Origin of the sequence: Streptomyces hyderabadensis, from assembly GCF_020404845.1 — a bacterium.
In the GTDB taxonomy this organism is placed as follows: domain Bacteria; phylum Actinomycetota; class Actinomycetes; order Streptomycetales; family Streptomycetaceae; genus Streptomyces; species Streptomyces hyderabadensis.
Window position 1 is genome coordinate 1 of the sequence record NZ_JAIOJZ010000098.1, and the last position, 15,990, is coordinate 15,990.

General features: G+C 72.1%; 16 protein-coding genes. 12 read left to right on the forward strand and 4 right to left on the reverse strand.

Annotated elements, in window-relative coordinates:
• Positions 1 to 344 precede the first annotated feature (344 nt).
• From K7854_RS36165 to tyrS, 3 genes are read left to right on the forward strand one after another with little or no spacing between them, the layout of a single operon-like run.
• Positions 345 to 1,868 carry a TldD/PmbA family protein gene (locus K7854_RS36165; protein WP_226030802.1) on the forward strand — a complete coding sequence of 508 codons (1,524 nt, stop codon included), beginning with the start codon at positions 345 to 347 and terminating at the stop codon, positions 1,866 to 1,868.
• Complete coding sequence (locus K7854_RS36170) at positions 1,865 to 3,262, forward strand: metallopeptidase TldD-related protein (RefSeq protein WP_226030803.1); 1,398 nt, start codon at positions 1,865 to 1,867, stop codon at positions 3,260 to 3,262. The genes K7854_RS36165 and K7854_RS36170 overlap by 4 nt, the downstream gene beginning before the upstream one ends.
• A 45-nt stretch (positions 3,263 to 3,307) precedes the next feature.
• Positions 3,308 to 4,576, forward strand: coding sequence for a tyrosine--tRNA ligase (gene tyrS / locus K7854_RS36175; protein ID WP_226030804.1), 1,269 nt, complete (start codon positions 3,308 to 3,310; stop codon positions 4,574 to 4,576).
• Positions 4,577 to 4,672: 96 nt separating this feature from the next.
• Here the strand turns inward: tyrS and K7854_RS36180 are convergent, their stop codons facing one another.
• A complete protein-coding gene (locus K7854_RS36180) occupies positions 4,673 to 4,954 on the reverse strand; it encodes a GlsB/YeaQ/YmgE family stress response membrane protein (protein WP_030184872.1) in 282 nt (93 codons plus the stop codon).
• A 262-nt stretch (positions 4,955 to 5,216) separates the two neighbouring features.
• Here K7854_RS36180 and K7854_RS36185 point away from each other — a divergent pair, with 262 nt between their 5' ends.
• Together K7854_RS36185 and K7854_RS36190 are read left to right on the forward strand one after the other, a co-directional pair.
• Positions 5,217 to 5,615 (forward strand): DUF3099 domain-containing protein, encoded by a 399-nt coding sequence (locus K7854_RS36185; protein ID WP_226030805.1) that lies wholly within the window; start codon positions 5,217 to 5,219, stop codon positions 5,613 to 5,615.
• Between the two features lie 209 nt (positions 5,616 to 5,824).
• Positions 5,825 to 6,055, forward strand: a complete 231-nt coding sequence (locus tag K7854_RS36190) for a hypothetical protein (RefSeq protein WP_226030806.1) — start codon at positions 5,825 to 5,827, stop codon at positions 6,053 to 6,055.
• A 10-nt stretch (positions 6,056 to 6,065) separates the two neighbouring features.
• On the opposite strand, the gene moaA is transcribed toward K7854_RS36190, so the two are convergent.
• The 3 genes from moaA to K7854_RS36205 form a co-directional block, all read right to left on the reverse strand.
• Positions 6,066 to 7,055, reverse strand: a complete 990-nt coding sequence (gene moaA, locus K7854_RS36195) for a GTP 3',8-cyclase MoaA (protein ID WP_226030807.1) — start codon at positions 7,053 to 7,055, stop codon at positions 6,066 to 6,068.
• A 167-nt stretch (positions 7,056 to 7,222) separates the two neighbouring features.
• Entirely contained in the window at positions 7,223 to 8,857 is a 1,635-nt protein-coding gene (locus K7854_RS36200; RefSeq protein ID WP_226030808.1) for a monocarboxylic acid transporter, read from the reverse strand.
• Entirely contained in the window at positions 8,854 to 9,210 is a 357-nt protein-coding gene (locus tag K7854_RS36205) for a DUF485 domain-containing protein (RefSeq protein WP_226030809.1), read from the reverse strand. The genes K7854_RS36200 and K7854_RS36205 overlap by 4 nt, the downstream gene beginning before the upstream one ends.
• Before the next feature lie 350 nt (positions 9,211 to 9,560).
• Here K7854_RS36205 and K7854_RS36210 point away from each other — a divergent pair, with 350 nt between their 5' ends.
• From K7854_RS36210 to K7854_RS36240, 7 genes are all read left to right on the forward strand, one after another.
• A complete protein-coding gene (locus tag K7854_RS36210) occupies positions 9,561 to 11,099 on the forward strand; it encodes a S8 family serine peptidase (protein WP_226030810.1) in 1,539 nt (512 codons plus the stop codon).
• Between the two features lie 15 nt (positions 11,100 to 11,114).
• Positions 11,115 to 11,402, forward strand: coding sequence for a hypothetical protein (locus tag K7854_RS36215; RefSeq protein WP_226030811.1), 288 nt, complete (start codon positions 11,115 to 11,117; stop codon positions 11,400 to 11,402).
• Between the two features lie 59 nt (positions 11,403 to 11,461).
• The gene (locus K7854_RS36220; protein ID WP_226030812.1) at positions 11,462 to 12,469 is read left to right on the forward strand and encodes a CopD family protein; all 1,008 of its coding nucleotides are present in this window, start codon (positions 11,462 to 11,464) and stop codon (positions 12,467 to 12,469) included.
• Positions 12,470 to 12,572: 103 nt separating this feature from the next.
• The gene (locus tag K7854_RS36225; protein WP_226030813.1) at positions 12,573 to 13,565 is read left to right on the forward strand and encodes a DEDDh family exonuclease; all 993 of its coding nucleotides are present in this window, start codon (positions 12,573 to 12,575) and stop codon (positions 13,563 to 13,565) included.
• Positions 13,566 to 13,662: 97 nt separating this feature from the next.
• Positions 13,663 to 13,896 carry a metallothionein gene (locus K7854_RS36230; protein ID WP_051777537.1) on the forward strand — a complete coding sequence of 78 codons (234 nt, stop codon included), beginning with the start codon at positions 13,663 to 13,665 and terminating at the stop codon, positions 13,894 to 13,896.
• 88 nt (positions 13,897 to 13,984) lie between these two features.
• A complete protein-coding gene (locus tag K7854_RS36235) occupies positions 13,985 to 14,776 on the forward strand; it encodes an SURF1 family cytochrome oxidase biogenesis protein (RefSeq protein ID WP_226030814.1) in 792 nt (263 codons plus the stop codon).
• 64 nt (positions 14,777 to 14,840) lie between these two features.
• Positions 14,841 to 15,990, forward strand: a 1,150-nt coding sequence (locus tag K7854_RS36240; protein WP_226030815.1) for a glycoside hydrolase family 15 protein, incomplete at its 3' end; no start/stop codon positions are given.

Here is a 15,990-nt window from a genome sequence, read left to right on the forward strand (position 1 = left end):
GATGGCGAGGCCGATGCCCCGGTTTCCTCCGGTGACGAGAACCGAGCGGCTCATCGGATCACCCTTTCCATAGCGTTCTGGCGCACCCGCCCGGTCACCCGTACGGCGGACGGCGACAGCAGGCGGCTTCCTCGAAAACCTATCGGTCCCCGACCTCGCTCAGAGACTCGGGCACCCACAGTGGCTTACGGGGCTGGCTGTCGGATCCCTACAGAACCGGTCCCGGCCACCGGTCCCCGCCGCGGTGGGAAAGGTGTGGTCGCCGGCCCCCCGACGCGACATGATGCGGCGCAGCCCCCGGTGTCGCGGCAGACGACCGGTCATGTCGACAGAAAGAGACGCAGGTGCCTCACAGCATCGACGAAGCCTTCACGGCACTCCCCCTACGCGCCCTCGCCGACGCCGCTCTCGCCCGGGCGCGTGCGCTCGGGGCGGAGCACGCCGACTTCCGGCTGGAGCGGGTGCGCAACGCCTCCTGGCGGCTGAGGGACGCCCGGCCCGCCGGGTCCTCGGACACCACCGACCTCGGGTACGCGGTGCGGGTGGTGCACGGCGGTACCTGGGGGTTCGCGTCCGGCGTGGACCTGACCCTGGACGCCGCCGCCCGGGTCGCCTCGCAGGCGGTGGCGATGGCGAAGCTGTCGGCGCAGGTGATCAGGGCGGCCGGGTCCAACGAGCGGGTCGAGCTGGCCGGTGAGCCGGTGCACGCCGACAAGACCTGGGTCTCGGCGTACGACGTCGACCCCTTCACCGTGCCCGACGCGGAGAAGTCGGCGCTGCTGGCCGACTGGAGCGCGCGGCTGCTGGCGGCCGACGGGGTCGACCACGTGGACGCCTCGCTGCTCACCGTGCACGAGAACAAGTTCTACGCCGACACCGCCGGGACCGTGACCACCCAGCAGCGGGTACGGCTGCACCCGGTGCTCACCGCCGTGTCGGTGGACGACTCCAGCGGCGAGTTCGACTCCATGCGCACGCTGGCGCCGCCGGCCGGGCGGGGCTGGGAGTACCTGACCGGGACCGGCTGGGACTGGGAGGCCGAGCTGGCCGAGATGCCCGAGCTGCTGGCCGAGAAGATGCGGGCGCCCAGCGTCGAGGCGGGGCTGTACGACCTGGTCGTCGACCCGTCGAACCTGTGGCTGACCATCCACGAGTCCATCGGGCACGCCACCGAGCTGGACCGCGCCCTCGGCTACGAGGCCGCCTACGCCGGCACCTCCTTCGCCACCTTCGACCAGCTCGGCAAGCTGCGCTACGGCTCCGAGCTGATGAACGTCACCGGCGACCGCACCGCCGAGCACGGCCTGGCGACGATCGGGTACGACGACGAGGGCGTCGAGGGCCAGTCCTGGGACCTGGTGAAGGACGGCACGCTGGTCGGTTACCAGCTGGACCGGCGGATCGCGAAGCTCACCGGGTTCGAGCGGTCCAACGGGTGCGCCTACGCCGACTCCCCCGCCCATGTGCCGGTGCAGCGGATGGCCAACGTGTCGCTGCGGCCGGACCCGGGCGGGCTGTCGACCGAGGATCTGATCGGGGGCGTCGACCGCGGGATCTACGTCGTCGGGGACCGGTCCTGGTCGATCGACATGCAGCGGTACAACTTCCAGTTCACCGGTCAGCGGTTCTTCCGGATCGAGAACGGGCGGCTCGCCGGGCAGCTGCGGGACGTGGCGTACCAGGCGACGACCACCGACTTCTGGGGGTCCATGGCGGCCGTCGGCGGCCCGCAGACGTACGTGCTGGGCGGCGCCTTCAACTGCGGCAAGGCCCAGCCGGGGCAGGTCGCGGCCGTCTCGCACGGCTGCCCGTCCGCCCTCTTCAAGGGAGTCAACATTCTGAACACCACGCAGGAGGCCGGTCGATGAGCGTCCGCAGCAGCAAGCCGCACGAGATCGTCGAGCGGGCGCTGGAGCTGTCCCGGGCGGACGGCTGTGTGGTCATCGCCGACGAGGAGTCCACCGCCAACCTGCGCTGGGCGGGCAACGCGCTGACCACCAACGGCGTCACGCGCGGGCGCACGCTGACGGTCGTCGCGACCGTCGACGGGCAGCAGGGCACGGCGTCCGGGGTGGTGTCGCGGTCGGCCGTGACCGTGGACGAGCTGGAGTCCCTGGTGCGGGCCGCCGAGGCCGCCGCGCGGGGCGCCGGGCCCGCCGAGGACGCACAGCCCCTCGTCACCGGCCCGGCGGCCTCGCCGGACTTCACCGACGCGCCCGCCGAGACCTCCTCGGCGGTGTTCGCCGACTTCGCGTCGGCGCTCGGGGAGGCGTTCGCCCGCGCGCGTGCGGGCGGCCGGGAGCTGTACGGGTTCGCCAACCACGAGATGACCTCGACGTACCTGGGCACCTCGGCGGGGCTCAGGCTGCGGCACGACCAGCCGAACGGGACGCTGGAGCTGAACGCCAAGTCGCCGGACCGTACCCGGTCGGCCTGGGCGGGACGGGCCACGCGGGACTTCAAGGACGTCGACCCGGCGGCCCTCGACGCCGAGCTGGCCGTACGGCTCGGCTGGGCCGAGCGGCGGGTGGAGCTGCCCGCGGGGCGGTACGAGACGCTGCTGCCGCCCACCGCGGTCGCGGACCTGCTGATCTACCAGTACTGGTCGGCGTCCGGGCGGGACGCGGTCGAGGGGCGCACGGTGTTCTCCAAGCCGGGCGGCGGCACCCGGCTCGGCGAGCGGCTCGGCGCGCTGCCGCTGACGCTGCGCAGTGATCCGCACGAGCCGGGGCTGGAGAGCGCGCCGTTCGTGGTCGCGCACTCCTCGGGCGGCGACCAGTCGGTGTTCGACAACGGGCTGCCGGTGGCGGCGACCGACTGGATCCGGGACGGCGAGCTGCACCGGCTCACGACCACCCGGCACGGCGCGGGGCTGACCGGGCTCCCGGTGGCGCCCGCGATCGGCAACCTGATCCTGGACGGCGGTGATCCCGGCCGGTCCCTTGACGACATGGTCGCGGGCACGGAGCGGGGGCTGCTGCTGACCTGCCTCTGGTACATCCGCGAGGTCGACCCGGCGACGCTGCTGCTGACCGGGCTGACCCGGGACGGTGTCTACCTCGTGGAGCACGGCGAGGTCGTGGGCGAGGTGAACAACTTCCGGTTCAACGAGTCCCCGGTGGACCTGCTGGGGCGGGCCGCGGAGGCCGGGCGTACGGAGAAGACGCTGCCCAGGGAGTGGGGCGACTGGTTCACCCGGGCCGCGATGCCCGCACTGCGGGTCCCCGATTTCAATATGAGCTCTGTCAGCCAGGGCGTATAACCTCGTACCTGATTTCGCGAGACCACTCAAGGAGACACGAGAACCGTGACGGACATCGTCGACGAGCTGAAGTGGCGCGGGCTGTTCGCCCAGTCCACCGACGAGGACGCTTTGCGCAAGGCGCTCGCGGACGGTCCCGTCACGTTCTATTGCGGTTTCGACCCCACCGCGCCGTCCCTGCACGTGGGGCACCTGGTGCAGGTGCTCACCGTGCGCCGGCTCCAGCAGGCCGGGCACCGGCCGCTGGCGCTGGTCGGCGGGGCCACGGGTCAGATCGGCGACCCGCGCCCGACCGCGGAGCGCACGTTGAACTCTCCGGAGACCGTCGCGGGCTGGGTCCAGCGGCTGCGCGGCCAGATCGAGCCGTTCCTGTCCTTCGAGGGCGAGAACGCCGCGGTGATGGTCAACAACCTCGACTGGACCGAGGGCCTGTCGGCGATCGAGTTCCTGCGGGACATCGGCAAGCACTTCCGGGTCAACAAGATGCTGACCAAGGACTCGGTCGCCCGCCGCCTGGAGTCCTCCGAGGGCATCAGCTACACGGAGTTCAGTTACCAGCTGCTCCAGGCGATGGACTTCCTCCAGCTCTACCGGAGGTACGGCTGCACGATGCAGCAGGGCGGCAGCGACCAGTGGGGCAACCTCACGGCCGGCCTCGACCTGCTGCACCGCCTGGAGCCGGACGCGTCCGTGCACGCCTACGCGACGCCGCTGATGACCAAGGCGGACGGCACCAAGTTCGGCAAGACCGAGGGCGGCGCCGTCTGGCTCGACCCGGAGATGACCACGCCGTACGCGTTCTACCAGTTCTGGCTGAACGTGGACGACCGGGACATCTCGACGTACATGCGCATCCTGTCCTTCCGCTCCCGCGCGGAGCTGGAGGAGCTGGAGCGGCAGACCGAGGAGCGTCCGCAGGCCCGGGCCGCGCAGCGCGCGCTGGCCGAGGAGCTGACGACGCTGGTGCACGGCGCCGACCAGACGGCCGCCGTGATCGCCGCGTCCAAGGCCCTCTTCGGCCAGGGCGACCTCGCGGAGCTGGACGAGCGGACGCTGGCCGCGGCCCTGTCCGAGCTGCCGCACGTCCGGGTCGCCGAGCCCGCCCCGGTCGTCGACCTGTTCGCCGAGGTGGGCCTGGTGGCCAGCAAGTCCGCCGCGCGCCGCACGGTGAAGGAGGGCGGCGCCTACGTGAACAACGCCAAGGTCGCCGGCGAGGACGCCGTCCCCGCCACGGAGGACCTGCTGCACGGGCGCTGGCTGGTGCTGCGCCGCGGCAAGAAGAACCTGGCCGCGGTGGAGATCACCGGCGCCTGAGCGGGCGCACGCGCGAGGGGCGGGTTCCGGCTGCCGGAACCCGCCCCTTCGCCGTGCCCGGGTGGTCCCGGGGGACCGCCGCCCCCGAGGGTGCGGTCAGGCCCGTCCGCGGCGCCTGCTGCCGCGCATCGAGGTGTAGGCCGCGTCGCCTAGGCCGACCACGATGATCGCCGCCACCAGCTGGAACAGGTGCCGCCACCAGTCGATGCCAGAGGTCGCCTCGACACCGGCCGCGCGGGCGATGGCGTTGCCGACGATCGCGCCGATCATGCCGCAGATGGTGGTCAGCCACAGCGGCATGTGCTGCTTGCCGGGAATGATCGCCTTGGCGATCAAGCCGAGCACGAATCCCACGATGATCGCCCACAACCAGCCCATGGCTGCCTCCTCGTCCGGCTCTACGCGAGCATTGCCACCAGTGTTCGGGCGTACCGCGTACGGCGCATGCCGCGTACCGCCGAACGGGGTACCGGGCCTGCGCCGGGCGGCGCACGCGGTGCGGCCGGACCGGGGGCGCCCCGGTCTCGTGAGCGGCGCAGGCACGGCGTAACGTGGGGACTTGTCCGGGACCGGAGTCCCCGAGCGGCCGCGGACGAGAGCGGGGCGGGGAGTGTCCGATGCGGGCGGATGGTGGAACCAGATGCGGAAGCAGAGTGCCGGCGGCAGTGCCGAGGTGTTCCGGATCACCGGGGCCCGGACGGGCCTCCAGGAGGACGTGCGCGGGCGGCAGCGGCGGTACATCATCTCGATGTCGATCCGCACGGCGTCGGTGATCCTCGCGGTCTGCCTGTGGAACGTGGAACGGCACGTCGCGATCGTGGCCCTGATCCTCGGGGCGGCCCTGCCGTACATCGCCGTCGTGATCGCCAACGCCGGGCGTGAGAATGCGCCATCCTTGCCGTCGACGTTCGTGACGGCGCCGACCCCGCCGATGATCATGCCGCCACGGGCCGGGGGCGGTGCGGCGGAATCCGTCCCGGAGGGCGCCGGAGCCGATCCGGCGCCGGGTGCGGGCGGCGAGTCGCGCGGCCGTCCGTGACCGGTGCGGCCCTTCCCGGCGGCGTCGATTCCACGCCAGGCCGAAGAAATGCTCAGATGAATCGTGTTGTTCCGGTGCCGGGCGACGGGTGGGCCGTGACATACTTCGTACGCGCTCCGCATCCCCCGTCGGAGCGACGGACCGACGCCGGGCAGCTCCCCCCGTGGCTGCTCGGCGTCGCCTTGTGTGGGGACCTGTGAGACGAAACCGTGAGTGACAAAACCACCCCGATCTGCTCCGCCAAGGGCTGCCGCACCCCCGCCGTGTGGGTGCTGGCGTGGAACAACCCGAAGCTGCACACCCCGGAACGCCGCAAGACGTGGATCGCGTGCGAGGAGCACCGCGAGCACCTGTCCCAGTTCCTGGGGGTGCGGGGCTTCCTGAAGGACGTCGTCCCGCTCACCGAGTGGGAAGCCCCGGAGGGATCCGACCGGCCCTGATCGCCTCTCCCTAACCCCCGATCGCCGACATCGGGCGGTCCGGCTGGACGAAGGCCGGGTCGTCGAGGCCCGCGCCCGCCTTCTTGCCCCACATGGCCAGCCGCCAGATCCGGGCGATCTCCTCGTCAGGGGCGTCGGAGCGCAGGGCCGCGCGCAGGTCGGTCTCCTCGGTGGCGAACAGGCAGGTGCGCACCTGGCCGTCGGCGGTCAGGCGGGTGCGGTCGCAGGCCGAGCAGAACGGGCGGGTGACGGAGGCGATGACACCGACGCGGTGCGGGCCGCCGTCCACGAGCCAGCGTTCGGCGGGGGCCGAGCCGCGCTCCGCGGCGCCCTCCGCGGTCAGCTCGAACCGGGTGCGCAGGGAGGCCAGGATGTCACCGGCGGTGACCATGCCCTCGCGCTTCCAGCCGTGCTGGGCGTCCAGGGGCATCTGCTCGATGAAGCGCAGTTCGTACTCGTGCTCGACGGCCCAGGCGAGCAGGTCGGGCGCCTCGTCGTCGTTCAGCCCCGGCATCAGGACCGAGTTGACCTTGACCGGGGTCAGCCCGGCCTCGCGGGCGGCCTCCAGGCCCTCCAGGACGTCCTTGTGGCGGTCCCGGCGGGTGAGGGTCTTGAAGACGTCCGGGCGCAGGGTGTCCAGGGAGACGTTGACCCGGTCCAGGCCCGCGGCCTTCAGGGCCGTCGCCGTGCGCCTGAGGCCGATGCCGTTGGTGGTGAGGGACATCTGCGGGCGCGGGGAGAGAGCCGCGACGCGCTCCACGATGCCGACCAGGCCGGGGCGCAGCAGCGGCTCCCCGCCGGTGAAGCGGACCTCCTCGATGCCGAGGGAGGTGACCGCGATGCCGATGAGGCGGACGATCTCGTCGTCGGTGAGCAGGTCGGGCTTGGCGAGCCACTGGAGGCCCTCTTCGGGCATGCAGTAGGTGCAGCGCAGATTGCAGCGGTCGGTGAGCGAGACCCTCAGGTCGGTGGCCACTCGGCCGTAGGTGTCGATGAGCACGTGGGCCCCCTCCCTCGACGCGGATCGGTGGAGCGCTTCTCTCCTCCGACACCGTCGAGCCTACGTGACCGGTCCGACATCGACAGCCGCCCGATCCCACGACACGGGACGCGGCCGCGTCGTAGGGAACTACGAGCGGCCGCGCCGGTGCGGGTCGGGCGGGGGCGTCAGTGCGCTCCGGTGCCGGTCAGGGACCGGACCTCCAGCTCCGCGTACTTCGCCTTGTCGGGCTCCTCCTTCGACAGGACCGTGCCGAGCCAGCCCATCAGGAAGCCGAACGGGATCGAGATGATGCCCGGGTTCTTCAGCGGGAACCAGGCGAAGTCGACGTCCGGGAACATCGCCGTCGGGTCGCCGGAGACGACCGGTGAGAACAGCACCAGGCCGACGGCGACGATCAGGCCGCCGTAGATCGACCACAGGGCGCCCTGGGTGGTGAAGCGCTTCCAGAACAGGCTGTAGAGGATCGTCGGCAGGTTGGCGGACGCGGCGACCGCGAAGGCCAGCGCGACCAGGCCGGCCACGTTCAGGTCCCGGGCGAGGGCGCCGAGCGCGATGGAGACGATGCCGATGAACACGGTCGCCCAGCGGGCCGCCCGCATCTCCTCCTTCTCGGTGGCCTGGCCCCTGCGGATGACGTTGGCGTAGATGTCGTGCGCGAAGGACGAGGACGAGGCGAGGGTGAGGCCGGCGACGACGGCGAGGATGGTCGCGAAGGCCACCGCCGAGATCGTGGCGAGCAGGATCGCGCCCCAGGCCGAGTCGACGCCGCCCACGTGCAGTGCGAGCAGGGGCGCCGCCGTGTTGCCGGACGGGTTGGACGCGACGATCTCGTCCTTGCCGACGAGCGCCGCCGCGCCGAAGCCGAGGGCGATGGTCATCAGGTAGAAGGCGCCGATGATGCCGATCGCCCAGTTCACGGACTTACGGGCGGCCTTGGCGTTGGGCACCGTGTAGAAGCGGATCAGGATGTGCGGCAGGCCGGCGGTGCCGAGCACCAGGGCGATGCCCAGGGAGATGAAGTCGAGCTTGGTGGTGCCGCTCGCGCCGTACTGGAGGCCGGGTTCCAGGAACGCGGAGCCCGCGCCGCTGTTCTCGGCGGCCTTGCCGAGCAGGTCGGAGACGTTGAAGTCGAACTTCAGCAGCACCAGGAAGGTGATCAGGATGGTGCCGCCGATCAGCAGCACGGCCTTGACCATCTGGACCCAGGTGGTGCCCTTCATGCCGCCGATGGTGACGTACACGATCATCAGGACGCCGACGAGGGCGACGATGAGGACCTTGCCCGCGTCGGAGGTGATGCCCAGCAGCAGCGAGACGAGGACGCCCGCACCCGCCATCTGGGCCAGCAGGTAGAAGATCGAGACGACGATCGTGGAGGTGCCGGCGGCGGTGCGCACGGGCCGCTGGCGCATGCGGTAGGCGAGGACGTCGCCCATCGTGTAGCGGCCGGAGTTCCGCAGCGGCTCGGCGACCAGCAGCAGGGCCACCAGCCAGGCGACCAGGAAGCCGATGGAGTACAGGAAGCCGTCGTAGCCGAAGAGGGCGATGGCGCCGGCGATGCCGAGGAAGGACGCCGCCGACATGTAGTCGCCGGAGACGGCGAGGCCGTTCTGGAAGGCGCTGAACTGGCGGCCGCCCGCGTAGAAGTCGGCGGCGTCCTTGGTCTGGCGGCCGGCCCAGACGGTGATGAACAGCGTCGCGGCGACGAAGACCGCGAAGAGCGTGATGATCAGCGGCCGGTGCTCGCTCGCCTCGTTGGCGGCCAGCTCGGCGGCGAAAACGGACTGTGCGGGGCTCATGCGCCGCCCTCCATCCGGGACTTGATGGCCTCGGCCTTGGGGTCGAGCTTCGCGGCGGCGTGTCGCGAGTACCACCAGGCGATGAGGAACGTGGTGACGAACTGCGCGATGCCGAAGACGAACGCGACGTTGATGTTGCCGAACAGCTCGGTGCCCATGAAGCCGCCCGCGTAGTTCGACAGCAGCACGTAGAGCAGGTACCAGGCGACGAAGGCGACGGTCAGCGGGAACGCGAAGGAGCGGAAGGAGCGGCGCAGTTCGGCGAACTCAGCGCTCTGCTGCACTTCGGAGAACTCCTCGGCGGACGGAAGTGGGCGTTCCTCTTTCGAGGGGGGCGGTGCGTCGGTGGCCACGGAGTCTCCTCGTACGACGGACATGACGGCTTGGACCTCGGTGTTCTCGCAGGGAACCGGTGATGCTCGGGCTCCCTGTCCAACGACACGGCGCCCCGCGGGGACCGGTTCAACACCGGTGGCACTTTCCGAAGTCACCCGTTGCGGGTCATTGCTGGCCAGCGGCTTCGGGGGATAGCTTCACCCTGCACCACTACGTCATGTACCTGCCCGGTTACCGTGTCCCGGGCGGGTGCCGTTTCTGCCGGATGATGTGGAGACCCCATGGATCATCTGCGTTCCGCGCGCGATCCGCGCTCCAGACGCCGGCTCGTTCCCCGAGCTTTCCCGACGGACTGGAGACACCACGCATGACCGCACCCCACCCGCGTCACCGCCGCGCCCTCGCGATCCCGGCCGGACTGGCCGTGGCCGCCTCGCTGGCGTTCCTGCCGGGCACCCCGGCCGCCGCGGCCCCCGCGGCTGAGGCCGCCCCCTCGACGGCGGCGGACGCGACCTCGCTCAGCTACGTCGTCAACGTCGCCCCCGGCCACCGTCCTTCGGCCACCGTGCGGCGGGCGATAGCCAAGGCGGGGGGCACGATCGTCACGTCGTACGACCGGATCGGCGTGATCGTCGTCCACTCCGCGAACCCCGACTTCGCCAAGAGCGTCCGCAAGGTGCGCGGCGTGCAGTCGGCCGGCGCCACCCGCACCGCGCCGCTGCCCTCGGCCGCCACCACCGACACGGGCGCGCCGCAGGTGCTCGACGGCGCGGAGCTGGCCGCCGCCAAGGCCGCCTCCACGAAGGCCGGGGGCCAGGACCCGCTGGAGTCGCTGCAGTGGGACCTGCCCGCCATCAAGGCGGACAAGGCGCACGAGAAGTCGCTGGGCAGCAAGAAGGTGACCGTCGCCGTCATCGACACCGGCGTCGACGACACCCACCCGGACATCGCCCCGAACTTCGACCGCGGGGCCTCCGTCAACTGCGTCGCCGGCAAGCCGGACACCACCGACGGCGCCTGGCGGCCGAGCGCGGCGGAGAGCCCGCACGGCACCCACGTGGCCGGGGAGATAGCCGCCGCCAAGAACGGTGTGGGCATGACCGGCGTGGCGCCCGGGGTGAAGGTCGCCGGCATCAAGGTCTCCAACCCCGACGGCTTCTTCTACACCGAGGCCGTGGTCTGCGGCTTCATGTGGGCGGCCGAGCACGGCGTCGACGTGACCAACAACAGCTACTACACCGACCCGTGGTACTTCAACTGCAAGGACGACCCGGACCAGAAGGCGCTCGTCGAGGCCGTCACGCGGGCCTCGCGGTACGCGGAGAAGAAGGGCGCCGTCAACGTCGCCGCGGCCGGCAACGAGAACTACGACCTCGCCTCCGACGAGATCACCGACCCGTCCTCGCCGAACGACACCACGCCCGGCGACCGGACCGTCGACCCGTCGGAGTGCCTGGACATCCCGACCCAGCTGCCGGGTGTCGTGACGGTCGCGGCGACCGGGGCCAAGGGCCTCAAGTCGTCCTTCTCCAACTACGGCCGGGGCGTCATCGACATCGCCGCGCCCGGCGGCGACTCGACGGCCTACCAGACCCCGGAGCCGCCCGCCACCAGCGGACTGATCCTGGGCACGCTGCCCGGCGGCAAGTGGGGCTACATGGCCGGTACGTCGATGGCCTCCCCGCACGTCGCGGGCGTCGCCGCCCTCATCAAGTCGACGCACCCGCACGCCTCCCCCGCCACGGTGAAGGCCCTGCTGTACGCCGAGGCCGACGCCACGGCGTGCACCGAGCCGTACGACATCGACGGCGACGGCAAGGTCGACGCGGTGTGCGAGGGCCCGAAGAACCGCAACGGCTTCTACGGCTGGGGCATGGCCGACGCGCTGGACGCGGTGACCTGGTAGTCGGTATGCGTACCCGTGCGTGACGCGGGGGCGGCGGCCCGGTTGCCACCCGGCCCGCCGCCCCCGTCGTCGTACGGCAAGGCCTCCGCCCCGCGCGAACCGAAGAAGGCGCGGCCGCCCGTGGAGTGCGAGATACCCCGGCGCGTCTACCGCGGCGTCGGCGGACGGTACGTCGCCGAAGTCGCCCTCGCCCAGGGGTGGGAGCTGCGGCCCACGGACGTGCGCAAGGAGGTGCGGCTGTGGTGGTCGGCCGCTTCCCACCCGCAGGACGCGTCCGTGACCGGCACGGCAGGGGACTCGTGAGGGCGACGGCGGAACGTGCCGAACTTGCCCGGATCTGGTGACTTGGTGAAGATCCTGGGGTGACCTCGATACGACCCCCGTCCCGGACCACCGACGCCGGACGCCACGCGCGGCCCTCCGGCACCGGCCGGACGGTCGCCGTACTCGTACTGGTGGCGCTCGGCGCGCTGATACCCGTGCTCGGCCCGTCCCCCGCCCTGCACGGCACCGGGGAGGCCGAGGCACCCGGCACCGGCGGCATCGCCCTGCTGCGCACGGTGCTCTTCGCCGCGCTGAGCGTGCCGCTCGGCGAACTCTTCGTCAACCGCCTGGCCCGGTCGCTGCCCGGCGCTCCCCCGGACCGCCCGCGCAGCTGGTCCCCGTACGCGGCCGCCGCCGGTTTCGTCGCCGCCCTCGGGCTGGCCTCGGTCGTGGCCACGGGCAACCTGGTGCCGGGCTCCGCCGCCGACATCGACGTCGGCGGTCTCTACGCCTCCCGCGACGGCAAGCTCGCCCTGCTGGAGGTCAACGGCTTCCTCGCGGCCTGGCTGTGCGCCACCTCCCGGCGGCCCGGACTCCAGGTGTGGCCGCTGGCCGCGGTGATCGTCGCGGACGCGCTGCGCGCCCACCCCACGACCGAGTACAGCCCGCTGCTCGGCTCCGGCCTGACCCTCGTTCACCTGACCTGCGCCTCGCTGTGGGTGGGCGGTCTGCTGTACGCGCTGCGGACGCTGCGGCGGTGGCGGGGCGCCGAGGCGGGAGGGGCCCTGCTCGGGCTCTACGCGCGCGTGGCGGCCGTCCTGCTGGCGGTCCTGACGGCGACCGGGGTGTGCAGTTCGCTGCGCCGGATGCCGGCGGGCACGATCCTGGACCAGCTGACGGAGACCGCGTACGGACGGGTCCTGCTCGCCAAGGTGCTCCTGGTGGCCGCCGTCGCCGGCCTCGCGCTGTGGGCCAGGATCCGGCTGGGCCGCGCGGCCGACCCGCTGACCGCCTGCTCCCCCGCGCGCGCGGAGGTGGCCGCGCTGGGCGTCGTGGTCGCCGTGTCGGGGCTTCTGACGGCCCTTCCGGTGCCGATCCGGTGGTGAGTGCGCCCGCGGGCGCCGCAACGCTCCCCCGGCGCCCGGAACTTGGCGGCACGGGCCCCCTGCGGGACCGGAGTGTCGGTCCCGGCCCGTATCCTCATTGACCATGCTCGAAGACCGCACGACCGCAGCGCCGTCCGCCACGGCGTGGCCGGCCGCGTATCCGCAGGGGTACGCGGTCGTCGACGTGGAGACCACCGGCCTGGCCCGCGACGACCGCATCATCTCGGCGGCCGTCTACCGGCTGGACGCTCGCGGCGAGGTCGAGGACCACTGGTACACCCTGGTCAACCCGGAGCGCGACCCGGGGCCGGTGTGGATACACGGTCTGACGAGCGAGGTGCTCCGGGACGCGCCGCTCTTCCCGGACGTCGCCGAGGAGTTCGCGGCCCGGCTCGACGGGCGGGTCCTGGTCGCGCACAACGCGGTCTTCGACTGGCAGATGATCGCCCGTGAGTACGCGCGCGCCAGGCGCGAGGCGCCGGTTCGGCAACGGCTGTGCACCATCGCGCTGTCCAAGGCGCTGGACCTGCCGCTGCCCAACCACAAGCTGGAGTCGCTGGCCGCGCACTTCGGCGTCGTGCAGCAGCGGGCGCACCACGCGCTGGACGACGCGCGGGTGCTGGCGGAGGCGTTCCGGCCGAGCCTGCTGGCCGCCGCTGCGGGCGGCCTGCGGCTGCCGCTGCACGAGTGCCTGCCGCTGACCGAGTGGTCGGACCGGCCCTCGCCCCGGATCGGGCAGCAGGCGGGCTACGGGGGCTACCGGCCGAACAGTTGGCGACCCGCCCGCAAGAGGCCCGCATGCCCCTATCCCAACCCGGGCCGGTACGAAGAGGGCAAACGACTCAAGCAGGGCATGCGGGTCGCCTTCTCGGGTGACACCTCCATCGAGCGCGACCTGCTGGAGGACCGTGCCGTCGAGGCCGGGCTGCACGTCGCGACCAGCCTGTCCCGGCTGACCAGCCTGCTGGTCACCAACGACCCCGACTCGGGCACCTCCAAGGTGGTCAAGGCCCGGCAGTTCGGCACGCCGGTGGTGGACGAGGCGGCCTTCGGGCAACTGCTCGCGGACGTCGAGCCCGCCGACGCCAAGGCCTGACGCCCCGGGGGCACGGAGCCGTACGGACGGGTGATTCCGGGCGACTCGCCCGGCGCCCGCCCGCCGGTGTCCGCGGGGACGGCCCACCCTGTGGCGCATGGCGACATGCGAAGTCTGCGGCAACAACTACGGAATGTCCTTCGAGGTCCACGCCCAGGGAGCGGTGCACGTCTTCGACTGCTTCTCCTGCGCGATCCACCGGATGGCCCCGATCTGCGAGCACTGCCGGGTGCAGATCATCGGCCAGGGCGTCGAGGTCGACGGCCACTGGTTCTGCGGCGCCCACTGCGCCCGCGCGGAGGGGAGGGCGGGGATCGTCGACAAGGTGTGAGCGCTTCGCGTGAGGCGCCGGCGCGGCGCTGCGGCCCTCGCGGGGACCTCCTCGCGAGGGCCGAACCCGGCCAAGGTACCGTCGATGCGTGTACCGCTTCCTGTTGTCCCGCCAGTGGGTGATCCTCACGCTGGTCGCCGTGCTGCTCATCCCCACGATGATCCGGCTGGGCTTCTGGCAGATGCACCGCTACGAGGAGCGCACCGCCCGGAACGACCTGGTCGCGCGCGCGCTCGACGCGTCACCGGTGCCCGTGGAGTCGCTGACCGCGCCCGGCAAGGAGATCACCACGCGTGAGCGGTACCGCACCGTCACCGCGAAGGGCCACTTCGACACGGACGACGAGGTCGTCGTCCGCCGCCGCACCGACGGCGACGACAACATCGGCTACCACGTACTGACCCCGTTCGTGCTGAACGACGGCAAGGTCCTGCTGGTCAACCGGGGCTGGATCCCCGCGGACGGCCCGAGCCAGACCGCGTTCCCGAAGGTCCCCGCGCCGCCCCGGGGCGAGCTGACCCTCACCGGGCGGCTGATGCCCGACGAGACGACCGAGGCGAGCGGCATCAAGGATCTCGACGGCCTCCCGGACCGGCAGATCATGCTGATCAACAGCGAGCAGCAGGCCGAGCGCCTCGACGCCCCGGTGCTCGGCGGGTACGTGGTCCTGAAGACTCCCGAGCCGAAGAACGGCACCCCGGAGCTGATCGGCAAGCCCGGCAACGAGAACGCCGCGCTGAACTTCGCCTACGCCATCCAGTGGTGGCTGTTCGCCGCGGCCGTACCGGTCGGCTGGTGGTTCCTGGTCCGCCGCGAGAGGCGCGACCGGGAGAGTGCCGAGGACGTGGAGCCCGCGGAGCCGGAACCCGCGGCGGTGTAGCCCCGCGACGGGAGCGCGCGGGCGGATCCGATTGCTCCGGCCGAGGCCGGGAAGAGGTCAACCCGTGCACCCCCACATCGAGGACTACGCGCTCATCGGGGACCAGCAGACCGCGGCCCTGGTCTCCACGGACGGCTCCGTGGACTGGCTGTGCCTGCCCCGCTTCGACTCGGCCGCCTGCTTCGCCAAGCTGCTCGGCGACGAGGACAACGGCCACTGGCGCATCGCCCCCAAGGGCGCGGAACGCTGCACGCGGCGGGCCTACCGGCCGGACACCCTCGTCCTGGACACCGAGTGGGAGACCGCGGAGGGCGCGGTCCGCGTCACCGACCTGATGCCCCAGCGCGACCGCGCCCCCGACCTCGTACGCATCGTGGAGGGCCTGCGCGGTGAGGTCACCGTGCGCAGCGTGCTGCGGCTGCGCTTCGACCACGGCTCGATCGTCCCGTGGGTGCGCCGGGCCGACGGGCACCGGGTGGCCGTCGCCGGACCGGACTCGGCGTGGCTGCGCAGCGAGCCCGAGGTGCACACCTGGGGCGAGGACTTCGGGACGCACGCGGAGTTCACCGTCGCCGAGGGCGAGAAGGTCGCGTTCGTGCTGACCTGGCACCCCTCGCACGAGCCCCGGCCGCCCCTGATCGACCCGTACGTGTCGCTGGAGCACAGCGTCGAGGACTGGCGCGCGTGGGCGGCGCGCTGCCGCTACCAGGGTCCGCACCGGGACGCCGTGGTCCGCTCCCTGATCACGCTGAAGGCGCTCACGTACCAGCCCACCGGCGGCATCGTGGCCGCCCCCACCACCTCGCTGCCCGAGGAGCCGGGCGGCGTGCGCAACTGGGACTACCGCTTCTGCTGGCTGCGCGACTCCACCCTCACCCTGGGCGCCCTGCTGTCGGCCGGCTATCTGGAGGAGGCGGAGGCCTGGCGCGACTGGCTGCTGCGCGCGGTCGCGGGCAATCCGTCCGACCTGCAGATCATGTACGGCGTCGCGGGCGAGCGGCGGCTGCCCGAGTACGAGCTTCCGTGGCTGTCCGGCTTCGCCGCCTCCGCGCCCGTACGCATCGGCAACGACGCGGTGAACCAGCTCCAGCTGGACGTGTACGGCGAGGTCATGGACTCCCTGTCGCTGGCCCGGCTGGCGGGGATGCGGCCGCAGCCGCAGATGTGGGAGCTGCAGTGCGCCCTGATGGACTTCCTGGCCACGGTGTGGCGGG